This is a genomic window from Glaciecola sp. MF2-115 (genome assembly GCF_047250385.1).
Taxonomy (GTDB): Bacteria; Pseudomonadota; Gammaproteobacteria; order Enterobacterales; family Alteromonadaceae; genus Glaciecola.
Genome location: NZ_JBLBVM010000052.1, coordinates 37,546 through 62,017, shown reverse-complemented (window position 1 = coordinate 62,017; position 24,472 = coordinate 37,546). Strand labels below are relative to the sequence as shown.

The following is a 24,472-nucleotide window of genomic DNA, read 5'->3' as shown; positions in this document are numbered from 1 at the left end:
AACTATGGTAGGAGCTTGGCATGGCGCAGAGAACTGGGCCATGCCGAAAGTAGACTTATAGCGGATTATGAATTTCGCGCTCTTGGTCAGTCAAGGAAGCCTTGAAAGAACCTCTTTCAAAAATGCGATTCATATAAGCAACAACGTCTTTACTACCCGCACCATTCAATGTGATGTTTAGTGCCGGTAAACGCCAGAGTAATGGCGCTAAATAGCAATCAACTAAACTAAACTCATCACTCATAAAGTAAGGCTTCTCAGCGAATATTGGACCTAAAGCGAGCAGAGATTCACGTAATTCATTACGAGCTTCTTCAGCGCCTGGTTCATTGCGGAATATTTTAGCAGCTAAGGCATACCAATCGTGCTCTATGCGATGCATCATTAGACGGCTTTCACCACGAGATACTGGATATACCGGCATCAATGGAGGGTGCGGGAAGCGCTCATCTAAATATTCCATAATAATATGAGATTTATACAGTACGAGTTCTCTGTCAACAAGCGTTGGTACTGTGCCGTAAGGGTTCAGTTCCAATAGATCTTCGCTAAGTTGAGTTGGGTCAATATAGCTAATTTCTACGCCGACACCTTTTTCCGCCAATACGATGCGTACTTGGTGACTATAAATATCAATATTGTCAGAAAACAACGTCATTATTGAACGTTTGTTCGTGGCTACAGCCATTAAAACCTCCGAATTCTCCTCCGAAAAGAGAATTGCAAAAAAAATACATTAAAAACACTAAAAGGGGCGCACTGCCCCTTTTATTTTATCACTAAAGGTAAGTCGTTATTTTTTAACGTCTTTCCAGTAATCCTTCTTAAGCAAGTATACAAAAACGAAGAAGATAAGAATAAAGATTAACACACCTTTACCAATAGCTTCCGATTGTAATCTTGACGGTTCGCCAGTGTATGCCAGAAAGTTAACCAAATCCAAAATAGTCTGGTCATATTCTTCAGGCGTTAATTTACCATCACCATCGGTGCGTAAACCAACACTTTGCTCTACCATTTCACCATCGATCATTGTCATTTCTGTCGCTAATCGTGGCGTACCTTGCAAACCTTGTAATACATGTGGCATACCAACATTTGGGAATGTTAAGTTATTTACGCCAAAGGTTTTACTTTCATCTACGTAAAATGTACGTAAGTAAGTATACAACCAATCAGTTCCACGAACCCTTGAAACAAGCGTTAGGTCTGGTGGTGGAGCGCCAAACCAAGTCGCAGCTGCTTCAGCAGGCATTGTTGAAGTAATATAGTCACTGACTTTTTCACCAGTAAAACGTAGATACTTATCACCTAACTCTAGTGGAACACCAATATCTTCAAACGTACGTTGATAACGTTGGTACTGCATTTGGTGACAACCTAAACAGTAATTCATAAATGTTTGAGCGCCACGCTGCAAAGATGCTTGATCTGTTAGATCAATATCAGCGTGATCATTTGGATAACCGCCGCCTGCTGCAAATACGAATGTCGGCACTAACAGTAAAATTGCTAACCATTTTTTCATAGTGTGATCCTCGCAGGTACTGGCTTAGTTTTTTCTTTACCTGAGTAAATCCAAAGTAAAACAAAGAAACCAAAATACATAATAGTAAGTATTTGTGAAGCAACAATCTTCCAGTTTTCTTGCGGTGTACCACCTAGGTATCCTAAGAAAATAAACACAGCAGCAAACACAAGTAAGTTTACTTTATGCAGACCGCATCTGTAACGCCAAGATCTCACTGAACCACGGTCTACCCAAGGTAGTGCGAACAGAACAGCGATTGCGCCGAACATGGTTAATACACCAAACAACTTATCAGGTACAGCTTTCAAAATTGCATAGAAAGGCGTGAAATACCACACAGGGAAGATGTGCTGAGGTGTTTTATACGGGTTTGCAATTTCAAAGTTCGGATGCTCAAGGAAGTAACCTCCCATTTCAGGCATAAAGAACATGATGTAGCAGAAACCAAACAAGAACACACTAAATGCCACGAGATCTTTGAGGACGATATGTGGAAAGAATGGTACTACGTCGTCGATAATGTCGTACTTATCAGTGTAATATTCATGGATTTTATAAGACGTTTTCTCTTCTTCAGATAGCGAACCTTTCTTGTGCTTAATGTTTACACCGTCTGGGTTATTAGAGCCCACTTCGTGCAATGAGATAATGTGCAAGAAGACTAGGATAACGATAACCAAAGGTAAGGCGATAACGTGCAAGGCGAAGAATCTATTTAGAGTAGCCCCAGAGATAACATAATCACCCTGAATCCATTCGACTAAATCCGGTCCAATAACTGGGATAGCACTAAATAGGGATACAATTACTTGAGCTCCCCAATAAGACATTTGACCCCAAGGCAATACATAACCCATGAAGGCTTCAGCCATAAGCGCCAAGTAAATTAGCATGCCGAAAACCCACAATAGCTCGCGTGGTTTTTGATAAGAACCGTACATCATCCCTCTAAACATGTGTAAATACACAACGATAAAGAAGGCTGAAGCACCGGTACTGTGCATGTAACGTATCGTCCAACCGTAGTCGATTTCACGCATGATGTATTCAACAGAAGCGAAAGCTCCCTCTGCTGAAGGTACGAAATTCATTGTTAACCAAATACCCGTGAGGATTTGGTTTACCAGTACGATTGTGGCTAGGAAACCAAATATGTACCAAAAGTTCATGTTCTTCGGTGCGGGGTATTGAATAGCGTGCATATTTGCAACGCGCATCATAGGAATTCGCGCTTCAACCCAGCCCAATAGTGCGTTTAGTGCGTTCATTACACAGCCTCCGCTTCTGAGCCGATAATAATCGTATTATCGTCGACATATTGGTAAGGCGGAACAACTAGGTTCAAAGGCGCCGGAACACCTTGGAAAACTCGTCCAGCCATATCAAACTTAGAACCATGACATGGGCAGAAGAATCCTTCTGCAACGCCTTCAGCGTATTGCTCGAAACTACCATCAGCTAAATGCTGTGGCGAACAACCTAAATGGGTACAAATTCCAACAAGGACCAAATACTCAGACTTAAGTGAGCGATACTGGTTTTGAGCAAAAAGAGGTTGCTGTTCAGCTTCTGAATTAGGATCACGTAATTCATCTTCATGAGCACTCAGGCTAGCTAATAGTTCAGGTGTTCTGCGCACGATCCAAACAGGCTTACTACGCCATTTGACTCGAATCATTTGCCCTGGCTGGATTGCACTGATATCAACTTCAACATCTGCACCAGCCGCCTTGGCTTTTGCACTTGGCTGCCAAGAGGCAACAAAAGGGACTGCAGCACCTACAGCACCAACCGCACCAACAACACATGTACCAACAGTCAAAAATTTGCGGCGATCGCTGCTTTTAGGCTGTTCGTTATTTGTTGCTGATTCATTGGTATCTACTGATACATCGCTCATCAACTTTTCTCCGGGTTGGAAAGACAGGTTTCAAATCACAAATTCGAGTTCAATAATGGCTTTTAAATATTCAAGATTAAACTGGTATTTCTAATCGGAAACGATCGATTATTATTAACAGCATATGTTAAAAGAAAACCCTTAACAAACACAAGGATTTAGTACGATAATTTGCTTGTTTTTGCGCTAATGAGTCAAGATTTCTTCACATGACTTAAATTTGTCGAAATATTAACTGTAAATTTTCGTAAGAATGAGATTTTCGGCGGAAATAAAAAACCCAGCCGAAGCTGGGTTTTTAATAAATTTGCAAAAAGTATTAACGTTTTGAGAATTGTGGACGCTTACGCGCTTTGTGTAGACCCACTTTCTTACGTTCAACTTTACGAGCATCACGAGTAACGAAACCAGCTTTGCGAAGTGCAGGGCGTAAAGTTTCATCGAACTCCATAAGAGCGCGAGTGATACCGTGACGAATTGCACCAGCTTGACCACTGATACCACCGCCAGAAACGGTTACGTACAAGTCAAACTTCTCTGTCATTTCAACTAGCTCTAATGGTTGTCTAACAATCATTCGTGCTGTTTCGCGACCGAAGAAAACGTCTAGTGGACGTTGGTTTACAGTAATGTTACCTGTGCCCGGACGAATAAAAACGCGAGCTGTTGAGCTTTTGCGACGGCCAGTGCCGTAGTATTGAGTATCTGCCATTTTGCTCGCTCCTTAAATGTCCAGTGATTGTGGCTGTTGTGCAGCATGCGTATGCTCTGGACCTGCAAAAACTTTCATTTTGCGGAACATTGCACGACCTAGTGGGCCTTTTGGAAGCATACCTTTAACCGCTTTCTCAATTACCATTTCTGGATTCTTTTGAATAAGCTGTTCGAAAGTTGCTTCTTTCAAGCCACCTGGATAACCAGAGTGAGCGTAGTAAATTTTACCTAACGCTTTGTTTCCTGTTACCGTAATTTTATCTGCATTGATTACAATAATGTAATCACCAGTGTCCACATGTGGTGTGTACTCTGGCTTATGCTTACCGCGCAATCTTAGCGCGATCTGTGAGGCCAAACGGCCTAAAGTTTTGTCTGCGGCGTCAACCACATACCAGTCGCGTTCTACGCTTTCTGGCTTTGCAACAAAAGTTTTCATCTATTCATCACCCAAATAATTCAGTTATAGTTCACTGTCAAGCAGCATTTTCTGCTCAAAGTGTAATTATATCAACCTGTTAGCCCCTTCGAGCTGGTCAATCTACCACCTTCCCAAAGGTGGGTGCAACTGGGCAGGTCGCGAATTATACAGAGTTTGACGAAAAAGCGAAGTGTTTTCTGACTTTTTCTATGTTTGAACGTTATTTCTTCCTGCATCTTTTGCTTTATACAAAAGCTCGCCTGCACGTTTAACTAAATCATCTAGATTTTCAGAGCCATTAACATCTACTAATCCAAAGCTCATAGTAACATTTAGCTCTGTATAGCTTATCAATCAGATTTCGCTCAATTTTTTACGAATCGATGATAGGAACCGAAGCATTTATTTATTCCTAGCCATTAACGATGCAACCAACCTAAATAGCTAGTGCGAGCGTGACCAGCAAAAGGGGCCACCTGCTGAACAGCATGGGATTGTGGTATCAAAAATATATTCAATGTATTAAAGCTAGGTACAAAGGCTTCTTTAATGTTGCCCACCTCATCATAAAAAGCGAGGTGGCCTCCCCAATTTTTATTCCAGCCTTTTGTCATGCTAACAACATAAGCAGCTACACGATCATGTTTGCTATGCCTATCGTCATGCTCCGTTAAAAAATGCCCTGGAGAATAACTAGAAGCATAAGCATCGGCTTTACGGATTTTTGGTTCTTGAGTAAGAGTACGCATGAAATTAAGCGTCTCTTCAGTATTCACAAAATCATGCATTGCGTGCATGGGATGGCCTTGATTCTCTTTCAGTTCAATCGCTTGTGTTATGTAATATTGCAAGAATACATACTGAAAGTGATCTCGTGCGCCGGAAAATATGCCATTCATAAATCCTTGTTTCTTCTGCGGTGGAAGGTTCTGAAATTCAGCCAATGCACTTTCGTAGTAGTTATCACCTTGATTGTAGGCTAAGTGCCATTGCTTATTCTCTTGCAATAAGCGATATAAATAGTCAGCCGTTTCTTCACTAAAAAAATTCGCTACCTGCAATCGACCATGCTTTTGTAATTGCGCGCTAAGTTCAAGAGGATCGTGTTTAGGGTTTATAGTGATAGGGACGGTCATAAGATTCCAGTAGGCCAATGAATTATGGGTAGTATAATAAAAACCAAGGAAAATAATATAGCTGGAATAATCCAAGCGGCCTTTTGTACTTATTTCTTCTCGTCACTTAAGGTGCTTTTTGCCTTTGACCAGAGCACTTCCAATGCGTCTAAGCTCATCTTATTAAGTTCAAGGTTATCGCTGTCAGCAAAACGTTCAACTAGCGCAAAGCGTTGAGTGAATTTTTCGTTAGCTTTTTGAAGTGCGACTTCTGGATGCACCTTTAGATGACGAGCTAAATTGACGGCGGCAAAAAGCAAATCACCTATCTCATCTTCTATTTTTTCTTGGGTGTGCACAGGAGCTTGTACCTCGGCTTTAATTTCATCAAGCTCTTCCAGAACCTTATCAAAAACTGGCGTGACTTCTGGCCAATCAAAGCCGAGTTCAGCACACTTTAACTGAATCTCTAACGAGGAATTTAATGCACTTTCTTGTATACCTGATGCGTGCAACGGGTTATTGCTTGGTAATGAATGAGGTGACAATGAGTCATTTGGCACTGAACCATTTGAAACTGAATAACTTGACGATGAGTTTTTTGTCGTCATATCAATTTCTGCCTATATCATTGATATCAGGTAATTGTTTTAATTTATCAATAACACGAGCTAAGTTCTCTGCATCCGTGACTTCCACAGTTAGTTTAATTTGAGCCGATTTGTGCGACTTATTGCTTAAGCTATTTACACCTAGGAGGCCTACTTTTTCATTCGATAACACCGTTGTAATATCGCGCAAAATCCCCGTGCGGTCTGTACAGTAAACATTAAGTTCGGTCTGGAAGCTGGTTTTATTTTCCAATGCCCAAGACACTTCAATTTGTCTTTCTGGATGTTGCTCTAGTAAATTAGCCAATTGATTACAATTTTCTTTATGTACGCTGACGCCTTTACCTTGCGTGATGTAACCTAGAATGGCCTCACCCGCCACTGGCTGACAACATTTAGCTATCTGACTTAGCAGGTTGCCGACCCCTTCTGCAATAATCGGCTCTTTGCCTGAGCGAGCTTTCGCTCGACGAGGTTTTATCGGGATCTCTGCGGGCTCTGGCGCTGGAGCATGCTTCTGCAACAAGTAGTTGGTCACCGTCATGACTCTAGTATCACCGCCGCCTATCGCAGAAAATAAATCCTCAACCGATTTTGCATTGAACTTTTCTATAGCATCGGCAGCTAGCTTGATTGGCAAGTCAAACTTAGACAGTTCTCGCTCTAGCATTTCTTTGCCAGCTTCAGCATTCTTCTCTTTATCTTGTTTTTTGAAATAAGAATGGATCGTTGCTCTAGCGCGGGCAGAATGAACATAACCTAAACCGGGATGCATCCAGTCTCGGCTCGGCGATGGGTTCTTACCCGTTAGAACCTCAACTTGATCGCCGCTTTGTAACTTGTAAGTGAACGGTACAATGCGCTTATTTACTTTCGCTCCATTGCAACGATGCCCTACGTTGCTATGTACGTAATACGCAAAATCGAGTGGTGTAGAACCGAGAGGCAAATCAATCACATCGCCTTTTGGCGTAAAGACGTAAACCCTATCATCGAAAACTTGGCTTCGAAGCTCTTCTACCAAGTTTCCTGACTCAGCCATTTCCTCCTGCCATTGCAGAATCTTTCTCAGCCAATTCAAACGTTCTTCTGAGCCCGCCGCTTTGCCCGTCGTACCTTCTTTATATTTCCAATGAGCAGCCACACCTAGCTCGGCATCTTGATGCATTTGTTGGGTTCTAATTTGAATCTCTACTGCTTTGCCCTCAGGCCCAACAATCACGGTGTGTATACTCTGGTAACCATTCTGTTTGGGTGTGGCTATGTAATCGTCAAACTCGCTTGGAATATGCTTCCAAGTTGTATGGACTGTGCCTAATGCCGCATAACAATCCTGTAAGCGTTCAGCGACGATGCGTAGTGCTCTAATATCAAACAGCTCTTCAAATGAAAGCTGCTTCTTCTGCATTTTCTTCCATATACTATAGATATGCTTAGGTCTGCCAATTACCTCTGCTTTGATTTGCTCTTGATCGAGCAAGCCCTGTAATTTTTTAACAATATCAATTATATACTGTTCGCGATCGAGGCGTTTTTCATCCAGCATTTTAGCAATGCGCATGTAAGTAATTGGGTGTAAATACCGAAATGAGAGATCTTCAAGCTCCCACTTAAGTTGACCTATACCGAGTCGATTCGCTAAAGGCGCGTAAATAGTGGCACATTCGTGAGCAACAATTACCCGCTGCTCCTCATCAGCATCTTTTACTGCATGCAGCGTGCAAATACGCTCAGCCATTTTAATCACAACGGCTCTCACATCCTCGACCATGCTCAACAGCATTCTACGAAGATTATTGATATGGCTTTCGTCTTGGCGCGTGCGCGATTGCAGAGTTTTAATTGCGTCCATGCGTCGGACGCCTAATATCAGCTCTTTTATTTCTGCACCAAACTGCTCTTCTATTTGTTCTTCAGAAAGTTTCTTAATTTGGCAATAGGGATAAACAAGTGCCGCTTGAAGCGTTTCATCGTCCATGTGCAGCTCATGGAGAATCTCCACCATCTCCTGACCAATGAGAAGTTCATCTGGTCTATCGGAAATTTGACTGAGCTTGTCTTTCGTTTTTTGAGGAACGTCTAAATCCGCCAACCATTCACTGAAACTGGGTCGACTCGCTTTATGTACACTTCTTATCGATACCATGTGTTTTTAACTCTACTGTGAGCTTATCAAGGCTATCATCTCAATATGCTTCGTGAATGGAAACATATCAAGGGCTCTCATTTTCACTATGCCGTAATTACTTGGTAGTACGTCAACATCTCTTGCAAAACTAGTGGGGTTGCAAGAAACATACAATATTTTTCTTGGCTTCAATGTCGACATCACTTTCATTATCTCCAATGCACCGACCCTAGAAGGATCGACAATGATTAAAGCGTCTTTGGGTATCATCAATGATGGTAACGAGGATAGGTTATTTAGGTCATAGTGTTCAAAGCGGCAGTTTTCAATGCTATTTAGTTGTGCATTTGCATTGGCTTGTTGCACCATTTCAGCCACACCTTCAACCCCAATCACTTCTTTACAGTGGGCAGCTAAATAAAGCGAAAAGTTGCCTATACCGGAGAACAGATCGACAACAACGTCGTTTTCTGATGGTGCTAACCAAGCCTGAGCTAGCTCTAACATCTTTTGATTTAGATGCTGATTAACTTGTATAAAGTTGTTTGCAGTCACGGATAGTTTTAAGGATGGGTCATCCGAAATAGTAAAGTTGGAAGCACTGGCTAGGTCATGGTTCTGTGAATCAGTATCCAACGCCAGCACATTCCTTAGCTTGCCGCCCTTTGTCTCAACCATGTACTGTGAGCCATGCTCATTCTGAGCGGCAATTAGCATAGCTACCGACTCTGTATCTAAACCTTTAACTAAGTGCAAACAAACCTGTGCTTTCTCTGAACCTTGGGTCAACGTGATATGGCCAATAGACGACGCACTTGGCAACGCTTTGATTAGGCGAACTAGTTTTTCGTATACAACTTGTAAGGGCGTTGATAACACCGCGCATGCTGGAATATCGACTACTTTATTCGACTTTTCTTGTCGAAAACCCACTTTAATATCACTTGAATTTCGCGCATCAATGGCAATCCGAGCTCTTCGACGATAAGCATACAGGCCACTTTCCTTTGCTTGCCCTTGCTCAGGAGAATTCGAGGAGTTTCTGCTTTCACCTCGCTTATCATTGATATCCGATTTTACGACGTCCTCCCAAACACTGTTTTTCAATCGTGCTGGAGATATCACCTTACTCAGATATTTTTCCAAACTCGCCTGTTTAGACTCTATTAAGTAGTCTGCAAGAAAAGCCTGATGTGAACATCCACCGCAGTCACTTACATAGGGACAAAATGGTTTAACGCGAGCCGTTTCATGCGCTTGCAGAACTTTTAGAATTTTTGCATGCCAAACTTTTTGTTTCTTTGACAAAATTTGTACTCGGTATTGCTCACCGGGTATCGCTGCGGGAATCACGACAATAGGTTTATGCGATAAACAGATACCGTTACCTTGGTGATCAATCACGTCTACCGCAATGTCAATCTTCTCTAAAACCTCTTGTTTAGCATTTCGTTGATGTCGAGAAGATGACTGCTTCTTTGCTTTGAAAAATTGAGCCATGACAATTAGCTCTCTAGTATGACGGTGGCAGTTGCATATTGCTTTTCATCTGAAATAGAAACATGGGTGTGATTAACCCCTTTTTCCTTAAACAAGGCTTCAAGATGGCCATTTGCGATCAAGTACGGTTGACCTGTCGGATGATGAGCAACTTCGAGGTGCTGCCAACTGACTCCGTTACCAATACCATTTCCTATCGCCTTCACTGCCGCTTCTTTTGCCGCAAATCGTTTTGCTAAGAAACGTGCCTGGGGGCTGATTGTGGTACTCTCGTTATTGTCGACATCTGGTTTCTCTTTAGGCCTAATCCTTGGCAAATCTGTCAATGCTAAATAATCCTGATATTCATTGGGTGTCAATATCCGCTTCGCCATTGACTCTGATCGGAGCACACTTGCTTGCAACCTAGCAATTTCAACGATATCTGTTCCGATCCCGACGATGGGCATTATCCACTCCTTTCATTGATGATCTTACAAAATTTTAAGTTAAGTATAACGTGCATGAAACACGTACGGCTTTTTACAAGCTCGATATGTAAACGTTGTATGTAACAGCCTATTGATGTGCAATCCTGGCTTCTTGCATCAGTAGTCGCATATCTCTTACAGCCTTATCAAGACCGTCGAATGCGGCGCGAGCGATGATGCTGTGTCCTATATTTAACTCAATTAACTGCGGTATTGCCGCTATAGGCTTCACGTTGTGATAATGCAGCCCATGACCAGCGTTCACTTTTAAGCCTAGTTTGTGCGCGTATTCGATACCCTTGACCAATTTCGCCAGCTCAAGTTCTGCTTCTGCTTCGGTTTTTGCTTCAGCATATTGGCCTGTATGAATTTCAATGTAAGGAGCCCCTGATGCCACAGCCGCTTCAATTTGCCTTGCATCAGCATCAATGAACAGCGAGGCTAAGGTATTTTGCGCAGCTAGTTGTGCGCATGCTGCTTTCATTTTGGATAGGTTCCCTGCTACATCCAAACCACCTTCAGTCGTAAGCTCTTCCCTTTTTTCAGGAACTAAACAGCAAAACTCTGGTAACACTTTCGCGGCAATTGCTAACATCTCATCTGTAACTGCCATTTCGAGATTCATGCGTGTGTTGATGGTTTCTTTTAGCAAAAAGACATCTTGGTCTTTAATGTGTCTGCGGTCTTCTCTCAAATGAATGGTGATGCCATCAGCCCCTGCTCTTTCTGCAACATCTGCAGCATGAACCGGGTTCGGATATTTTGTACCTCTTGCATTGCGAAGGGTCGCAATATGGTCAATGTTGACACCTAATAGTATATCTTGCACTAAACTCTCCTAAGATTGCCGAGTCGGCTGAGCGAAAAAATGTTTTGTTTTACTGCTGTTAAGTAGTCACTTTACTACTAAAAAGTTCACGGCTTTTAATCGGTTTATCACCCAATATGGGTCGTAATGCTATTCGACTTATCTTTTTTGCTGCTCTTAGCGAGTCTGCTTGCCAGTCATCATTTGCAATAGCTAGAATATCTTGGCCTTTGATTGCAAATGATTGATGCGGATCACAGGCGACAAACCCAATTTCGTTCATCAGCGAATAACTCTTGTCAGACATTATCTCAGATTCGCTTTGTGAGTCATATGTAAAGTCGGGTAAATACCCCAATTCTTCTAACAAGACAAATTCAAAGCTTCTCAGAATCGGCTCAATATCTGCCAGTTCGCACGGCGTTTTTGAAAAGTGTTGAAGCGAACTGAGCGCCAATTCGTATTGTTTAAATAAGCGAGTGAATACTTCCGATTCAGGTAAAGCTCTGTTAAGTATTTCATTCAAATAAAAAACACAAAAAAGACTTTGCTGTGAGAGGACAAAAGACTTGGATGTCGATTCGATCCTGCCTAAATTCCGTAAAGTACCGCGTCCGCTCAATTCGAAGTTTATTGCTTGGAGCGGCTGCAGTAGACTCTTCCTATCAGACTTAGGACCCCGCGCCCCTTTTGCTACGGCACTTACCCTGCCATTTTGTAAGGTAAAGAAATCGACAATAAGACTCGTCTCACGATAGGGCCGCCGATGCAGAACATAACCATCGTAAATGTCTTTGTTCAAGCTAGCTCACTTTAATCCTAACAACCTTCATGGTTTCAAATTCCATACCGGCGATTTCTGTTGTTTCAGGATAATAAGTTAAATTGACTACGCTACCTTCCAGGTTTTTATACTTTTTGCGGCGCTTGAAAATAAAAGGGACATCTGCATTAACGATCATGAGTGTATTGACGTACCATCCGTCTTCCTCACGTTGAACATGTGACGTCACTTTGCATAATTCCGAATGCACCAAGTTAGGGTGAGTTTCTAGTAATTTTTGCAAAGCTGTTTTTCGTGCCATCGTTTCAATAATCCTCTTCTTGTCCCATCTAACATATCTAAAAACATGATATGAGGGCTTGGTTTCTTATTGTACTCTCAGGAAATGAAAAGATGCTGCGTTCAATTATTCATTTACGTCAAATACGCCTCAGTCGGCGCTTTCAAGCGCTTGTACGAGCAATTGTACACTGATTTGCCCTCTAAATTCATTAATATCCAACTTATAAGCGAGTTTTACTTGTTGGAGTTTAGAATTTGGCCATTGCGCTAAGTCAACATTAAACGCAATTGCATCAAATTCGATGCCGTCTGTGCTAACCACCATTTTTAAGTGATTCTTGCCTACAATTCGTTGGCTGCGCATCTTAAAAACACCGTCAAAAAGGGGCTCTTCAAATGTTTGTCCCCACGGAACAGCAAGCTTTAAAAGTGTCGCATTCTCAATGTTGATTTCGTGGCTAGCAAGCGCACCATCAGACAATATCAAATTCTGAGTGGGTAAACCTTGGGTGGCTATGGCGACTGCGTTTTCAAATGCTATCTTAAATTCTTCCAATCGCTCAGTTTGCAGACTAAGCCCAGCCGCCATTGCGTGACCTCCGAACTTGTCTATCAAGCCTGGGCTCTGCGTATTGATACTTTCCAACAAATCACGAATGTGAACACCAGGAACCGATCTTGCTGAACCTTTTATTGAGTGTTCATCTTGTTGAGCAAAAACAATGGTAGGGCGATAGTACTTTTCTTTGATTCGTCCAGCTAGGATACCAATCACGCCTTGATGGAAATCCTCTTGGTAAAGAACGACACCCGCGGGTAGCTCATTCCCTTTTGCAATAAATAATTGCAGGGCATTCTCTGCCTCATCTTTCATAGATGACTCAATTTCACGACGCTCTAAGTTCAAGGCATCGAGTCGCGCAGCCATTTGACGCGCCATTTGAGGATCTTCTGCCAACAAACACTCGATACCTAATGACATGTCATCTAGCCTGCCTGCAGCATTCAGACGAGGGCCTAAAACAAAACCTAGGTCCGTCGATGATAATTTATGACAAGGTCTTGAAGCCACTTCAAGTATTGCCTTTATACCGGGGCGAGCAATGCCACTTCGAATACGCTGCAGACCCTGATGTACCAGTACTCGATTATTCTCATCCAGAGGCACAACGTCAGCCACTGTGCCCAATGCCACGATGTCTAGGTAATTCGCTAAATTTGGTAGCGCTATATTCTTATGTGCAAACCACCCTTCTGCTTGTAGCTGCGCTTTTACCGCCAACATCACATAAAAGGCAACTCCCACACCAGCTAAGTTTTTAGATAAAAACTCACAACCGACTTGGTTTGGATTAACGATAGCATCGGCTTTCGGTATCGATTTTCCGGGCAAGTGATGATCAGTAACCACGACTTTCATTCCGAGTGCTTTGGCGCGTTCTACACCTTCAACACAGGAAATACCGTTGTCGACAGTAATAATAAACTGTGCGTTTTGCTCATGCGCAACATCAACAATTTGAGGGCTCAAGCCATAGCCAAAATCAAATCGGTTGGGTACTAAATAATTTATATTTTGATGACCAAATGCTTTTAAGGACAGCATGCAGATTACTGTACTGGTTGCACCATCGGCATCAAAGTCACCGATGATGCAAATATTTTTTTCTTGTTTTATCGCTTCGCAAATCAATGATGCGGCATGCTCTATGCCTTTCAGTTCATTATAGTGACGTAGCTTTTTAATTTGAGTTTGGATTTGTGCTGCATCAGTAACGCCACGGTTTCTGTACAGCCTATCGAGCAATGGAGGTAGCTGCGGGTCGATAGGCTTGGATAAAATAGGATTGCGTTGTTGTATCTGCAAAGCGGACTTACTCAATGGAAATAATGTTAAGCGGATTGTATCACAGCAAGATTGTAGGTTGATAAAGTTGATGGCTTCCCTGCCCAGATTTAGCCGCACTATTTAAAATAAAACTCGCTGGACAGCCGTTTTTAGGCTGAGTTTTACTCACTCAATTCTTGTCGGTATTGATACAATTCCTGCAAAATCGGTGCGACTTCTTTTTCTACCATTTGCTTCTGAAGTTTTAGTCCGCCCCAGTTTGAAAAGACTAAAAATCCAATATATGCCATGAGGTAGAGTGAGGGAAACCATTGATCCAACAAACTGACTTGCAGGCCCCAGAAAAAAGAAAGCCCTATGACATTGGCTGGAAGAAATGACCAAATATGTGCTGCAGTCCACAATGTTTTTTGCTTCTCAAAATGCTGAATTTCGCACTCCACACGTTCTTTTAAACTACAAGCTAATTTTACATCAGGTACCGCTCTTGCTTTCGCTAATTTGATAGGAACAAACAAACAGTAGATTGCACTGCAAGCCATGGCAAAATACATTAAAAAGTGCATGGAAAGCTGCTGTGATGCAAATTCAGGTAACAATTGCTCAATAACTAATGGATACCAAACGTGGCCACTAAACATACCTATCATTACGGCAATAAAGGCAAAAACGGCGACACTGACCTCTATGTAAAAGTGCCAATTATAACGCCTGTTAAACTGATTTATGTTGATATCTGTTTCAGCCACTTTGGATACTTCGGTGCTCATTACTAGTTCATCTAATTCCACTTGCGCCGCCTTAGTCAACAAACTGTTGACGAAATTGAGTTTTCATTCGCGAAATGCGAACTTTGATTGCATTTCCAGACATGCCCAATACAGCTTCCATCTCCCTGGTATTTAGGCCGTTCACGTACAACACAAAAATAGCTCGATCTATGCGTGACAAAGATTTCGAAAACGTCACGACTATTTGCTCTTGGTTTAAGCCATGTGACTCTGTCTTCTCATTAGTGAGGCTAGCAGCAGTTTTCTGCTTACGAAGGCTGATTTTTTTGCGCTGATAGGACACCGCCGTATTAATCGCAATTCGGTACAGCCAAGTTTCAATACTAGAGTCGCCTCGAAAACTCTGATGACTACGCCAAAGTTGTTCCAATACTTCTTGCAACAAATCTTCAACTTCCTCAAAGTCAGCATAAGTTCTACATATATTACGAAGCTTATGTATGTTCTTGCTGACCAGTGCATCAAAGTTTTCTGTCATGATTCTCGCATGCTGTTGTTTATGTGTTGTATTAGAGTTAGTCGTGTGAAGAGGCCAATAGTTACAAGAAGGATAAATATTTTATTAACACCATTCGAATAATGCGCTCATTGAGTCTCACCTTAATTTATCCTCAGACAAAAAAAAGGCCTTCAAACGAAGACCTTTCTTATCAATTCAGCTGACTATCTATAAATAGCATCTGCGTTTTTAGCCATGTAAGTTTTCATATATTACACGCAAAGTGTTTGAAAACGCACGTTTCGTGTTAGGCCATGCAATTGAAATGTTATCTACCATGCCCGCACCACAATCGACCTCTAAGCGACTAACAACGTCAAACAAGGCGTCTGCATTTACTTTCTTACCTGTTTGCACAAGCTTTCTCGCGCCGCGAAGTATTTCACCGTTGTCATCTTGCATCACGGCATTATCCGTGGACTCAATGACAGTTTCTAATTCAGAAATAATTTCATTCAATGCGGTAGAAAGTGAATCCACCTGCCCTTGCTGTTGCAAATAAGGCAATAAATCAAACCACATGCTTGGATTCTCAGGCATCGGCATTTTGGCGATAGCTGACTCAGTTGCTGGCTCTGCGCTTTCTTGTTGTTGCGTTTTCATCTGCTCTTGAGCTTGTTGTAGCTCTTCTTTATGAGCCGCCACTAGAGCATCTTCCTGTTCAGCGAGAGTTTCTTCGTTACTTTGTAATTGCTCCTGCGCTTTCTGCAATGCAACTTCTTTATCATCTAATTGCGCTTTACTAGACTGTAACTCTTGCTCTAGTGAAGCCAATTGCTCTGCTAGACCAGATTGGTTACTTTGTTGATCATTCAGACTTTGTTTGCTCTCACTATATTCTTTCTGTACAGCTTCTAATTGAGCTAACAATTCTTCTTGTTTTTGCTCCATTGCTTGAATACTTTGCTCTCTACCCAAGAGTTTGGCTTGTTGCTCTTCTACTTGTTTCTTCAGAGCTAGCTCTTGCTGTTCTTGCTGCTTAATATGCGCTTCAAGCTCTTCTTGTTGTGCTTTCGCGTTATTAAGTTGTTCTTGCAACTGATGCTCTGCCGATTGCGTTTCGGACACTTGAGATTCAGCTTGCTGTAACTCACTCAAGTTGCCTTCGAGTTTTTGCTGCAGACTCTGATTTTGTTGCTGTGCATCAATAAGCGCTTGCTGAAGTTGCTTCTTCTGCTCTTCAATTTGTTTATGATGCGCCGTCCACTGCTCTTCACTTCCCTCAAGCATTTCACGTTGTTTACTAGCACGGCTTTCCACGTCGCTTAATTCAACTGCTAGTTGCTCAAGTTTTTGTTCTTTTTCAAGGCGCGCTAACTTCTCAGCTTCAGCTTGCTGCTGAATTTCATCTAGCTTGCTTTGAGAGTCTTGCAATTGCTGACGCTTGGCTTCAACTTCCAATTTAAGTTGAGCTTGATGCTCTTCCCACTGTTTGCCCGATTGATCAATTTTAGCTTGCTGCTCTGCACTATGACGCTCAATTTCTTGCAGTTCAGATTGAAGCTTATCGAATAGCTCCTGCTGACGAAGTTTCTCGGCTTTTTCTGCCTCAGTCTGCTGTTTCGCATCACTTAACACTTGCTCGGTTTCAAGCAGTTTTTGTTGCTTCGCTTTCAGCTCTTCTTGCAGTTTTTGCTGCTCGATTAAGCGCTGCTCTTCAGCTTCTTTCATCTCGCGTAATTTACTTTCAGCGTGCTGTTCGGCTTCTGCCAATTCAGCTTCAACACGTTTCATCTCTTCGTGTTGTTTCTCTTTCTCTAGTTTTTCTTTCTCAGCAGCTTGCTTCGCTTCATCTAGCGCATTTTGTGTTTCTTGTAAAATACTCTGCTTTTCTTCAAGCTCTTGCATTAGCTTGCTTTGTTGAGCAGCCATGTCGCCTTTTTCTTGCTTCGACATTTCTTCAAATTTTTGCATTTCGTTCTGCAAATGCTCAACGTGTCGTACTTTGTTGGTCAATTCAGACTGAGCCAACTTGTAAGTTTGTTCAAGCTCGCGACGCTGCAATTCAGCTTCTTCACTCGCTTTACGTTGGTTTATCAACGCTTGCTTCAACTTCTCACTGTTACTATCACTAGTTTGTAGCTGCTCTTGCAGACCCGTTATTTGCGAGCCTACTTCATTAATTTCAGCATCTTTGTCTGTAATAGATTGCTTCAATGAATCAATCTGAGTCACATATGCCTGCATTTTCTCTTGCTGTTGCTGCTGCTGCATTTGTAGTTTTTTAGAGTTTTCTTCACTAGCTTCAAGTTGCGCCTGAGCATCTTTGAAGTTTTTCTCACTTAACTGCAGTTGGTCCGAAATTTCATTACGCTGACTTTGTAAGTTATTGACTTTTTGAGTCGACAGCTCTAGCTGCTCGGTAAGCGTATTATTGACTTCTTGTGCTTCACTTAACATTTCTCTGCTTTGAGAATACTGGCTCTGCACTTTATGCAAGTTATCCGTGACGCTCTGATGCTTTTCTTGCAAGGTAATATAGTCAATTTTCGCTTCTGATATTTCATCTTGAGCTAATTGAAGTTTTGTTTCCGTATCACGCAAATCTTTAAGTTTCGTTGCCAGTTGCTCATGACTTGAGCGCAGCAGCTGTTGTTTTTCCGCTACTTCACGTTCCGATTCTTTTTGTGCTGTAATGGCCTCAAGGCGTGCTTGATCTGCTTGAATAATCTCAGTTAAATCGGTCCACATACATAAAATTGAATCGAACTCTTTGCCTTTATAAACAGGAATGTAGGTAGCTTGGCAAGGACGGGATTTGGCACCGACTTTATGCTCCCAACTGATAGACTTCGCTCTGCCATCATATTTTACTTTATTTACAATGCGCTCTAATTCGTAAGCTTCGCCTTCGTCCCGATTCAGTTCGAGTGAATACGGAGCGAAGCCCCATAAGTCATCTTCATTCTCAACACCAAAGAACTCGCAAGCCGCAGGGTTAACATTTGAGAAGCCTTTTTCGTCTAGGATGGCCATTGGCATGCTGCTATGTTCTAACAAGCCATGGAATTTATCTTCTTGGAATTGTTCGCCTGAGCGATCTGAAATCCAGCAAACATATTGCTCTTTTTCTTTATTAAACAGGTCAATATGCAATTCACTTGGATGCATAATTTCGTTCTTACCACGTAAGCTGGTATGGAAGTCTCTTAAGCGACCTGTTTGATGTAATTGTTTAGCTGCTCTACCGGCCGCATCAGCATCATTGAATAATTGATAGAACGTGCCCTTTTTAAGTTCTTTTTCATTTAAACCTAAGCGCTCTGTCATCGCCGTGTTTGCGTGAACAATCTTGTCTTCCGAGTCAATTGTTGCTACCGCGATTGGTGCGATATCCAATAGATTTGAGAAGTGAGCACGCTCTGACTCTAACTGTCGCTGAGTTTCAGTTAGCAAGGTTAGGTCTTGGAACATCCCAGCAAAACCTGCTCGTTCATTTTTGTCATCACCAAATGCTTGCAGAGTGACTCTTAGGTGTAAGGTCGTATTACCATCATTCACGGTGTTAAAGCTTTCAGGTGCGTCGGCTGCATGTTTGTTCTGCTCTGACTTTTTACCTACTTTTCCGGTAAACTCACGATTCAATGCTCTGCCAATCCCAACTGGCGTTTCATCTGGATTATGCAATTTATTGATATCGTCAGGTACAAGGTTAAGCAGATCAAAGCGCTTATTCTTAATCTCCGCCAAGCGAACACCAAACATACGCTCAAACGGATTATTGACCGATATAATTCGGCACTCTTCGTCAAGCACATACAGAGGATGCAATGAGACATTCTGTATTGCTTTTACTTTTTGCTCGCTAGAATATTCTTTTCTTTGATTTTGACGAATTTCAGTTTCATCAATGATTAATAATTTGAAGGCTGTTGATTTGCCCTTGCTGTTTTTTGCAGTACTAATAGCCACAACGCGAACAGGCACTTTAATTTCAACAGATTGCAACACACTCTTAAAATCAACTTCGTGTTGCTCTTTTGCCAACTCAAAGGACTGTTTCCAGAATGTCATATTGTTTGGACAGACAAGCTCATGAAGTTTGTCGAAGTCACCGGTCACTTCTTCACTGAAACCAAGAATAGTGGATAAGATTTGGTTGGCTTCAAACGTTTCTGATTCAAAATCGATCTTCATTTGGCCTAAATATAAATGCTCAGTTAATTCGTTAAGCTCTTCTAGGTCCAGCTTGGTTTGCTTAAGTTCTTTTTCATATTTGTTAACGTCTTCAATAGTCACAACAAAAGCAACGCCGTCATACATTGACGCGTTCTTTGCAATGGTAAGACGTAGCTCCATATTGCTCGATGGCGCTGTGACCACCATTCTGACCACTTCGTCACTATCAAATGCTTTATTGATAGCGTCTTTAGCTTCATCTCTAAAGAAATCAACTAATGACTGATTAAGTAATCGCCCTTTTTCGCGACCGAGTAAAGTCGCTGCTGGGCTATTTAATTGAATAACATTTCCACGCAAACCTACGAGCATAACGCCGCTATTGCACTTATCTATGATTTCGTCTTTCTGGGCGAGCACTTCGTCATGAATTTCAATGAGCTTATTCTTCGATCTCATGCTGATAAATGCATAAACAGTCAAAGCAAAAAATAAAACAACTAAACCAATTCCCGAATACGCAATCAAACTGAGTGTTGCTTCATCTTGTAGTGCGAGTTTATCACCCAACGCGAAGCACGCAGGGCTCATAAGAAACAAAGCGTAGAAGGCTATTCGCTTAGTAGATGAAAGAATAGAGAACGGCAAGTGTCGTGGCATCTTGTGAGTATCCATTGAAAATAAGTTTATATCCTACTAGACAACTTACATCGTGAGCGTCAACTTAAAAATAGTCGTACAACATATTGTGTATAATTATGAATAACTAATTAGTCGTAATTGTCACTAAATACGCCACAAGTCGAGTCAATGAGTATGTCTTTAATAGAACTAATTTGATCTTACTAACATCATAAGTTCATTATAGTCTATCGGCAGGTTTAGCGAGATTTAAAACTTAATGTCACAACTACGCCAGATTCATCCGTTTGATTTTCAATATCGATGCTTGCATGGTGAAAAAGTGCAATCATTTTAGCAATGTATAAGCCCAATCCTAAATGTGCTTGCTCTGAACCTTGCTCTTTTCTTACCGATATCATTGAGTCTAAAAGCTCCTTTTGCATATTTTCAGGCAGTAAAGGGCCTTGGTTACTAATGTGGATCCTAAATGCATTCTCGCTTCCTTTTAGAGCGATTCGAATTAACGAATTTTGCGGGCTAAACTCAACGGCGTTCGCGACAATCTTGTCTAACATTTGTGCGAAGAGTTCAGGTGCCCCCTCTATCACCAATGACTGAAGTTCTGTCTCGAGTAAAAACTGGCGCTCTGAGTACGCTAAGCGATAGCCTTCCGTACATCCGACCAGCACTTCATTAAGACTAAACGCTTCCACATCACTGCTTTGTATTGCTTGCTCTAAGCGAGTTGCCTCACTCATATTGCTTAGTATTTTGCTAAGCCTTGTAATGCCCTCTTTAGCACGGTCAATATAAGCTTGATTATCTTGAGAGTGTTTATCAAGTGAAAGGTTATCCAATGATGAATTGACTATCGCCACCGGCGTGCGTAACTCATGCGACAAACGCGACGCCATGTTCTCTAAATAACTGTTGTACTGGCTTAGTTTGGAAAGTACGTTGTTAAACGTTCGACTCAGGTCGCCTATTTCATCATTTGCCGGAGAAGCTTTGATTTCACCGATAATTTTACCTGAGCTATCAATTGCGCTCTCAGTTTCATTTCTGAGCTTTCGAATGCGCCAAGAAATTCTGGATGCTAATAAAAACAAAGACAATGTGCCTAGTACGATAACAGCCAAAATGAAGTGGAATTGCTTTTCCAATGCTTGATTGCGCAGGGTTCTAATCCCGTTCGTTGTTTGCTCAACGACGACAGCTCCCATTACTTGTTCGTCAATATATATAGGATGTGCTGCGGATAATATGACCGCTTTTTTATCTGCACTTAATCGCCACAATGTGCTTGGCGTGCCATCTAGTGCCTCTTCAATATCTTTTCCCGCGAGTGCAAAAGCATTATCGAGATCATCAACAAAATCGGCAGGCGGTTTTGTGAGTATCCTGTAATAGATTGGTAGTAACCACTCACTCTCAATATACTCCCAAATCCCTTTATTTTCATTAGTACGCATTTTGGGTGTTTCAGCTATATTTTCTTGTGTTTCTACTTGTAAGTTTTCTCGCTCACTTTTTTCATCCTTATCAGCATCCTCATCGATTAAAGGCATAGCACTGGCGATGTTTGATGGCTCAGCTTGCACGCCACTAGCACTTTGAATCTCCCCAGACTTCGCGAGTACGCGCATGTGTTTATCGATAACCCAAACTCTTGCGTTGGCGTATTGTAAACCTTTCAGAATATTTTCGATGTCAGGCGAGGGGATCAAAATAGTGCCAAGTGAGTCAGCCTTCGTGGGATCTGCCGTCCCTAAGGTATACTTTGCGAAGCGAGTTTCTGCATCATCTACATCGGAGATAGCAAAAGCAATTTTACTAGACATCATGCCAACAGGAATACGCAACTCGACGGTATAGCCTGCTTCTGTTTGCTGCCAGTAACCTTGTATTTTGGTCTCTAGACGCTCGGGCTGAATATTCGGCGAATCTTGCTTCAGCAAATAGGCATTTACCCAACCTGATTGCATCGGTGCAACAATATAGCGCTGAAACTCACCTTTAATATCAGTCATTGCTATCTGTAAATAATCATTGCGATCGATACGCAAACTGTTGCGAGCACGAAAGACCAAACTATCATCGTTAACTTCGAAAACTGCGTAAAGAAACTTATCGTAGCGCCCTATCATGTGTTTAAAAGACAGACTTTGTGGACGGTATGCTTGTTGAATCTCTATTAAGTTCTGCTCCGCATAATGCATTTTGAAAGCACTATACTCATCCCAGTCGGCTACATCTCCGTCTAACTGAATGGGATAATCAATACTATGGGCATACAGATCCGTACCCGGCCGTACATCACTCATAAATGAAGATTGTGTTGAAAATAACTTCGGGCGTTCATGCAGTGCAGTTGCCACGGCTCGCGCTGTGCCCACCATCGTTTGTTCCTGCCCTATCCGCAAATAGGTTTCTAATTCCCAAACATACTGGTAACCCAAATACGGGATGGCAAACAAGAAGGATGAGAAAAATAGTAGCTTAACGCGCAAGCTGATACGCCAATTTGTCATGAAGTCTCACTTGATTGAGAGTCTGAATTCTCTGATTTCCAGCGGTATCCCATGCCATAAACCGTTTCAATGCGGTCAAATGTAGCATCTAATTGAATAAACTTTTTTCTCACTCTCTTAATGTGTGAAGTGATAGTCGTGTCATCCACTACCATCTTTGACTCATCCATTAGCTGTTGGCGACTCTTTACATGACCTGCAAATTTAGCAATTGCATGTAACATCCAAAACTCGGTCACGGTTAATTCAATCAACTGACCTTTCCACTGAACCGTCATCCTTTTCGCATCCATCACTAAACTTCCTGACTGGATAAGATCAGAGGGCACTTGAGGTTCATTCAATAATGCAGTGCGTCTGAAAAGTGCGGCAATTCTAGCTAATAAATGAGGCAAGCTAATGTCTTTCGTCAAATAGTCATCCGCGCCCATTCTTAAGCCGCAAATCGTGTCGTAATCGTTATCTCTCGCCGTAAAGAATATAATCGGCAAAGTCTTAGATAAACTTCGCAGGGTTTGACAGACAGCAAAGCCCCCATCTATTTCGTCTTCCAAGCCAATGTCGACAATCGCTAAATCTGGTAGTTGTTTTGTAAATGCGACTTCCGCTTCAGGCCTATTCGCATAGGCTTTCACCTCATAACCTTGCTTTGTTAAAGCAGACACATAGTTGTCCCGCAACGCTCGGTCATCTTCAACTAATGCAATTTGCTTTGTCATAACACATCTTCCAGAAAATCAATTGAGCTTAACTATATAGAAAATCGCGGTGGGTTAAAGCCTTTGGGAGCAATTTCCATTTTTTCGCCACAATTGACCTCAACATTGCCATTTTTTCTCCCCGAAGTTGACACGAAGTCTTTGTTTAATGACATGGCGTTTCAACATCGCTACCAAAAACATCGCTAACAAAAACAGCATTTGAATAACGGTAAAACAATTTTTATATTTTGGAGAACATCATGAAAACAGTAACTAACACAAATACCAAGGCAACAAACAAAACAGCTTTCGTAAAGAATGCATTTACCAAAACAAGCTTAGCCATTGCTTTTACAAGTTTAATGAGTGTTTCTGCATTCTCGGTTGCAGGGTCTAATCCTCAAAGCCAAGCACGTTTGAGCGCAGAAGAAATTGAGAGCCAAGAAACTCAGAATGAAGTAATCGGTTTTGGTACCGGAGTTTTATTTGGCGCGGCTGTTGCAGGTCCGGTCGGCGCGGCAGTTGCAGGATTATTTGGCATTCTAATCGCTGATGATGTAAATGATGAAGCTAAATTAGAATTAACAAGAAATGAGCTAAATAGCACATCGCAAAAACTGGTCGCCCTGCAACAGGATTATGAAAAATCAATTACTTCGGCTAATCAACAAATTGCCGCTATGGACAGCGCCATGTCGCAAGCCATTCAGCTGGTCACGCCAGCCCTTGAAGCTAATATCCAATTCAAGACGGCTTCTTTCATAGTGGAAGATCATTACAAATCTCAACTTGATGGCCTTGCCAGTGAGTTACGTAAAAATCCGAACTTGAAAATTGAACTGTCGGGCTTTGCCGACCAGCGTGGTGAATCTACTTATAACCAAGTGCTATCGGAACAACGCGCTAACGCAGTAAAGGACTATTTAGTCAGCCAGTTTGTTAATGAAAACCAGGTCATCACGCAATCCTTTGGAGAGACAGAGCTAGTGAGCAAAAGCGATAGCAATGAAGATAACTTTTTTGACCGTCGTGTAATGCTAAAGGTGAGTAACAAGCCGGCTGAAATGACAGCGGCAACTCATTAATTACCCACA

Annotated in this window: 22 protein-coding genes; 1 reads left to right on the top strand and 21 read right to left on the bottom strand. The window is 41.9% G+C overall.

Annotated features, from left to right (window positions below):
• Positions 1–55 precede the first annotated feature (55 nt).
• The 21 genes from sspA to pdsR all read right to left on the bottom strand — a co-directional run bounded on the left by sspA (position 56) and on the right by pdsR (position 23,396).
• Complete coding sequence (gene sspA, locus ACKLNX_RS10450) at positions 56–688, bottom strand: stringent starvation protein SspA (protein WP_411695201.1); 633 nt, start codon at positions 686–688, stop codon at positions 56–58.
• 105 nt (positions 689–793) lie between these two features.
• Positions 794–1,528 carry a cytochrome c1 gene (locus ACKLNX_RS10445; RefSeq protein ID WP_412972320.1) on the bottom strand — a complete coding sequence of 245 codons (735 nt, stop codon included), beginning with the start codon at positions 1,526–1,528 and terminating at the stop codon, positions 794–796.
• A complete protein-coding gene (locus ACKLNX_RS10440; protein ID WP_411695203.1) occupies positions 1,525–2,799 on the bottom strand; it encodes a cytochrome b in 1,275 nt (424 codons plus the stop codon). The genes ACKLNX_RS10445 and ACKLNX_RS10440 overlap by 4 nt, the downstream gene beginning before the upstream one ends.
• Positions 2,799–3,431 (bottom strand): ubiquinol-cytochrome c reductase iron-sulfur subunit, encoded by a 633-nt coding sequence (gene petA, locus ACKLNX_RS10435; protein ID WP_411695204.1) that lies wholly within the window; start codon positions 3,429–3,431, stop codon positions 2,799–2,801. Before petA ends, ACKLNX_RS10440 begins: the two co-directional genes overlap by 1 nt.
• Before the next feature lie 319 nt (positions 3,432–3,750).
• Positions 3,751–4,143 (bottom strand): 30S ribosomal protein S9, encoded by a 393-nt coding sequence (rpsI, locus tag ACKLNX_RS10430; RefSeq protein WP_411695205.1) that lies wholly within the window; start codon positions 4,141–4,143, stop codon positions 3,751–3,753.
• Between the two features lie 12 nt (positions 4,144–4,155).
• A complete protein-coding gene (gene rplM, locus ACKLNX_RS10425; RefSeq protein ID WP_411695206.1) occupies positions 4,156–4,584 on the bottom strand; it encodes a 50S ribosomal protein L13 in 429 nt (142 codons plus the stop codon).
• Between the two features lie 189 nt (positions 4,585–4,773).
• On the bottom strand, positions 4,774–4,920 hold the full coding sequence (locus ACKLNX_RS10420) for a diguanylate cyclase domain-containing protein (protein WP_412972319.1): 147 nt from the start codon (positions 4,918–4,920) through the stop codon (positions 4,774–4,776).
• Between the two features lie 65 nt (positions 4,921–4,985).
• Positions 4,986–5,702, bottom strand: a complete 717-nt coding sequence (locus ACKLNX_RS10415) for a 2OG-Fe(II) oxygenase (protein ID WP_412972318.1) — start codon at positions 5,700–5,702, stop codon at positions 4,986–4,988.
• An 89-nt stretch (positions 5,703–5,791) separates the two neighbouring features.
• A complete protein-coding gene (locus tag ACKLNX_RS10410) occupies positions 5,792–6,292 on the bottom strand; it encodes a MazG nucleotide pyrophosphohydrolase domain-containing protein (protein ID WP_412972317.1) in 501 nt (166 codons plus the stop codon).
• Position 6,293: 1 nt separating this feature from the next.
• Entirely contained in the window at positions 6,294–8,438 is a 2,145-nt protein-coding gene (gene relA / locus ACKLNX_RS10405; protein ID WP_412972316.1) for a GTP diphosphokinase, read from the bottom strand.
• 12 nt (positions 8,439–8,450) lie between these two features.
• Positions 8,451–9,920: a 23S rRNA (uracil(1939)-C(5))-methyltransferase RlmD gene (gene rlmD, locus ACKLNX_RS10400; RefSeq protein WP_412972315.1), complete on the bottom strand. Its 1,470-nt coding sequence runs from the start codon at positions 9,918–9,920 to the stop codon at positions 8,451–8,453.
• Positions 9,921–9,925: 5 nt separating this feature from the next.
• Complete coding sequence (gene acpS / locus ACKLNX_RS10395) at positions 9,926–10,369, bottom strand: holo-ACP synthase (protein WP_412972314.1); 444 nt, start codon at positions 10,367–10,369, stop codon at positions 9,926–9,928.
• Positions 10,370–10,478: 109 nt separating this feature from the next.
• Positions 10,479–11,219, bottom strand: a complete 741-nt coding sequence (pdxJ, locus tag ACKLNX_RS10390; RefSeq protein ID WP_412972313.1) for a pyridoxine 5'-phosphate synthase — start codon at positions 11,217–11,219, stop codon at positions 10,479–10,481.
• Between the two features lie 58 nt (positions 11,220–11,277).
• A complete protein-coding gene (recO, locus tag ACKLNX_RS10385) occupies positions 11,278–12,000 on the bottom strand; it encodes a DNA repair protein RecO (RefSeq protein ID WP_412972312.1) in 723 nt (240 codons plus the stop codon).
• 1 nt (position 12,001) lies between these two features.
• On the bottom strand, positions 12,002–12,283 hold the full coding sequence (locus tag ACKLNX_RS10380; RefSeq protein WP_411695215.1) for a hypothetical protein: 282 nt from the start codon (positions 12,281–12,283) through the stop codon (positions 12,002–12,004).
• A 129-nt stretch (positions 12,284–12,412) separates the two neighbouring features.
• Positions 12,413–14,131 (bottom strand): single-stranded-DNA-specific exonuclease RecJ, encoded by a 1,719-nt coding sequence (gene recJ / locus ACKLNX_RS10375; protein ID WP_412972311.1) that lies wholly within the window; start codon positions 14,129–14,131, stop codon positions 12,413–12,415.
• Positions 14,132–14,274: 143 nt separating this feature from the next.
• On the bottom strand, positions 14,275–14,904 hold the full coding sequence (locus ACKLNX_RS10370) for a hypothetical protein (protein WP_412972310.1): 630 nt from the start codon (positions 14,902–14,904) through the stop codon (positions 14,275–14,277).
• Positions 14,905–14,914: 10 nt separating this feature from the next.
• Entirely contained in the window at positions 14,915–15,382 is a 468-nt protein-coding gene (locus ACKLNX_RS10365; RefSeq protein ID WP_412972309.1) for an RNA polymerase sigma factor, read from the bottom strand.
• A 210-nt stretch (positions 15,383–15,592) separates the two neighbouring features.
• Positions 15,593–20,182, bottom strand: coding sequence for a PAS domain-containing protein (locus tag ACKLNX_RS10360; RefSeq protein WP_412972308.1), 4,590 nt, complete (start codon positions 20,180–20,182; stop codon positions 15,593–15,595).
• 221 nt (positions 20,183–20,403) lie between these two features.
• Positions 20,404–22,677 carry an ATP-binding protein gene (locus ACKLNX_RS10355; RefSeq protein WP_412972307.1) on the bottom strand — a complete coding sequence of 758 codons (2,274 nt, stop codon included), beginning with the start codon at positions 22,675–22,677 and terminating at the stop codon, positions 20,404–20,406.
• Complete coding sequence (pdsR, locus tag ACKLNX_RS10350) at positions 22,674–23,396, bottom strand: proteobacterial dedicated sortase system response regulator (RefSeq protein ID WP_412972306.1); 723 nt, start codon at positions 23,394–23,396, stop codon at positions 22,674–22,676. The genes ACKLNX_RS10355 and pdsR overlap by 4 nt, the downstream gene beginning before the upstream one ends.
• Before the next feature lie 242 nt (positions 23,397–23,638).
• On the opposite strand from pdsR, the gene pdsO reads away from it, so the two are divergent.
• Positions 23,639–24,463: a sortase-associated OmpA-like protein PdsO gene (pdsO, locus tag ACKLNX_RS10345; RefSeq protein WP_412972305.1), complete on the top strand. Its 825-nt coding sequence runs from the start codon at positions 23,639–23,641 to the stop codon at positions 24,461–24,463.
• The last annotated feature ends 9 nt before the right edge of the window (positions 24,464–24,472 follow it).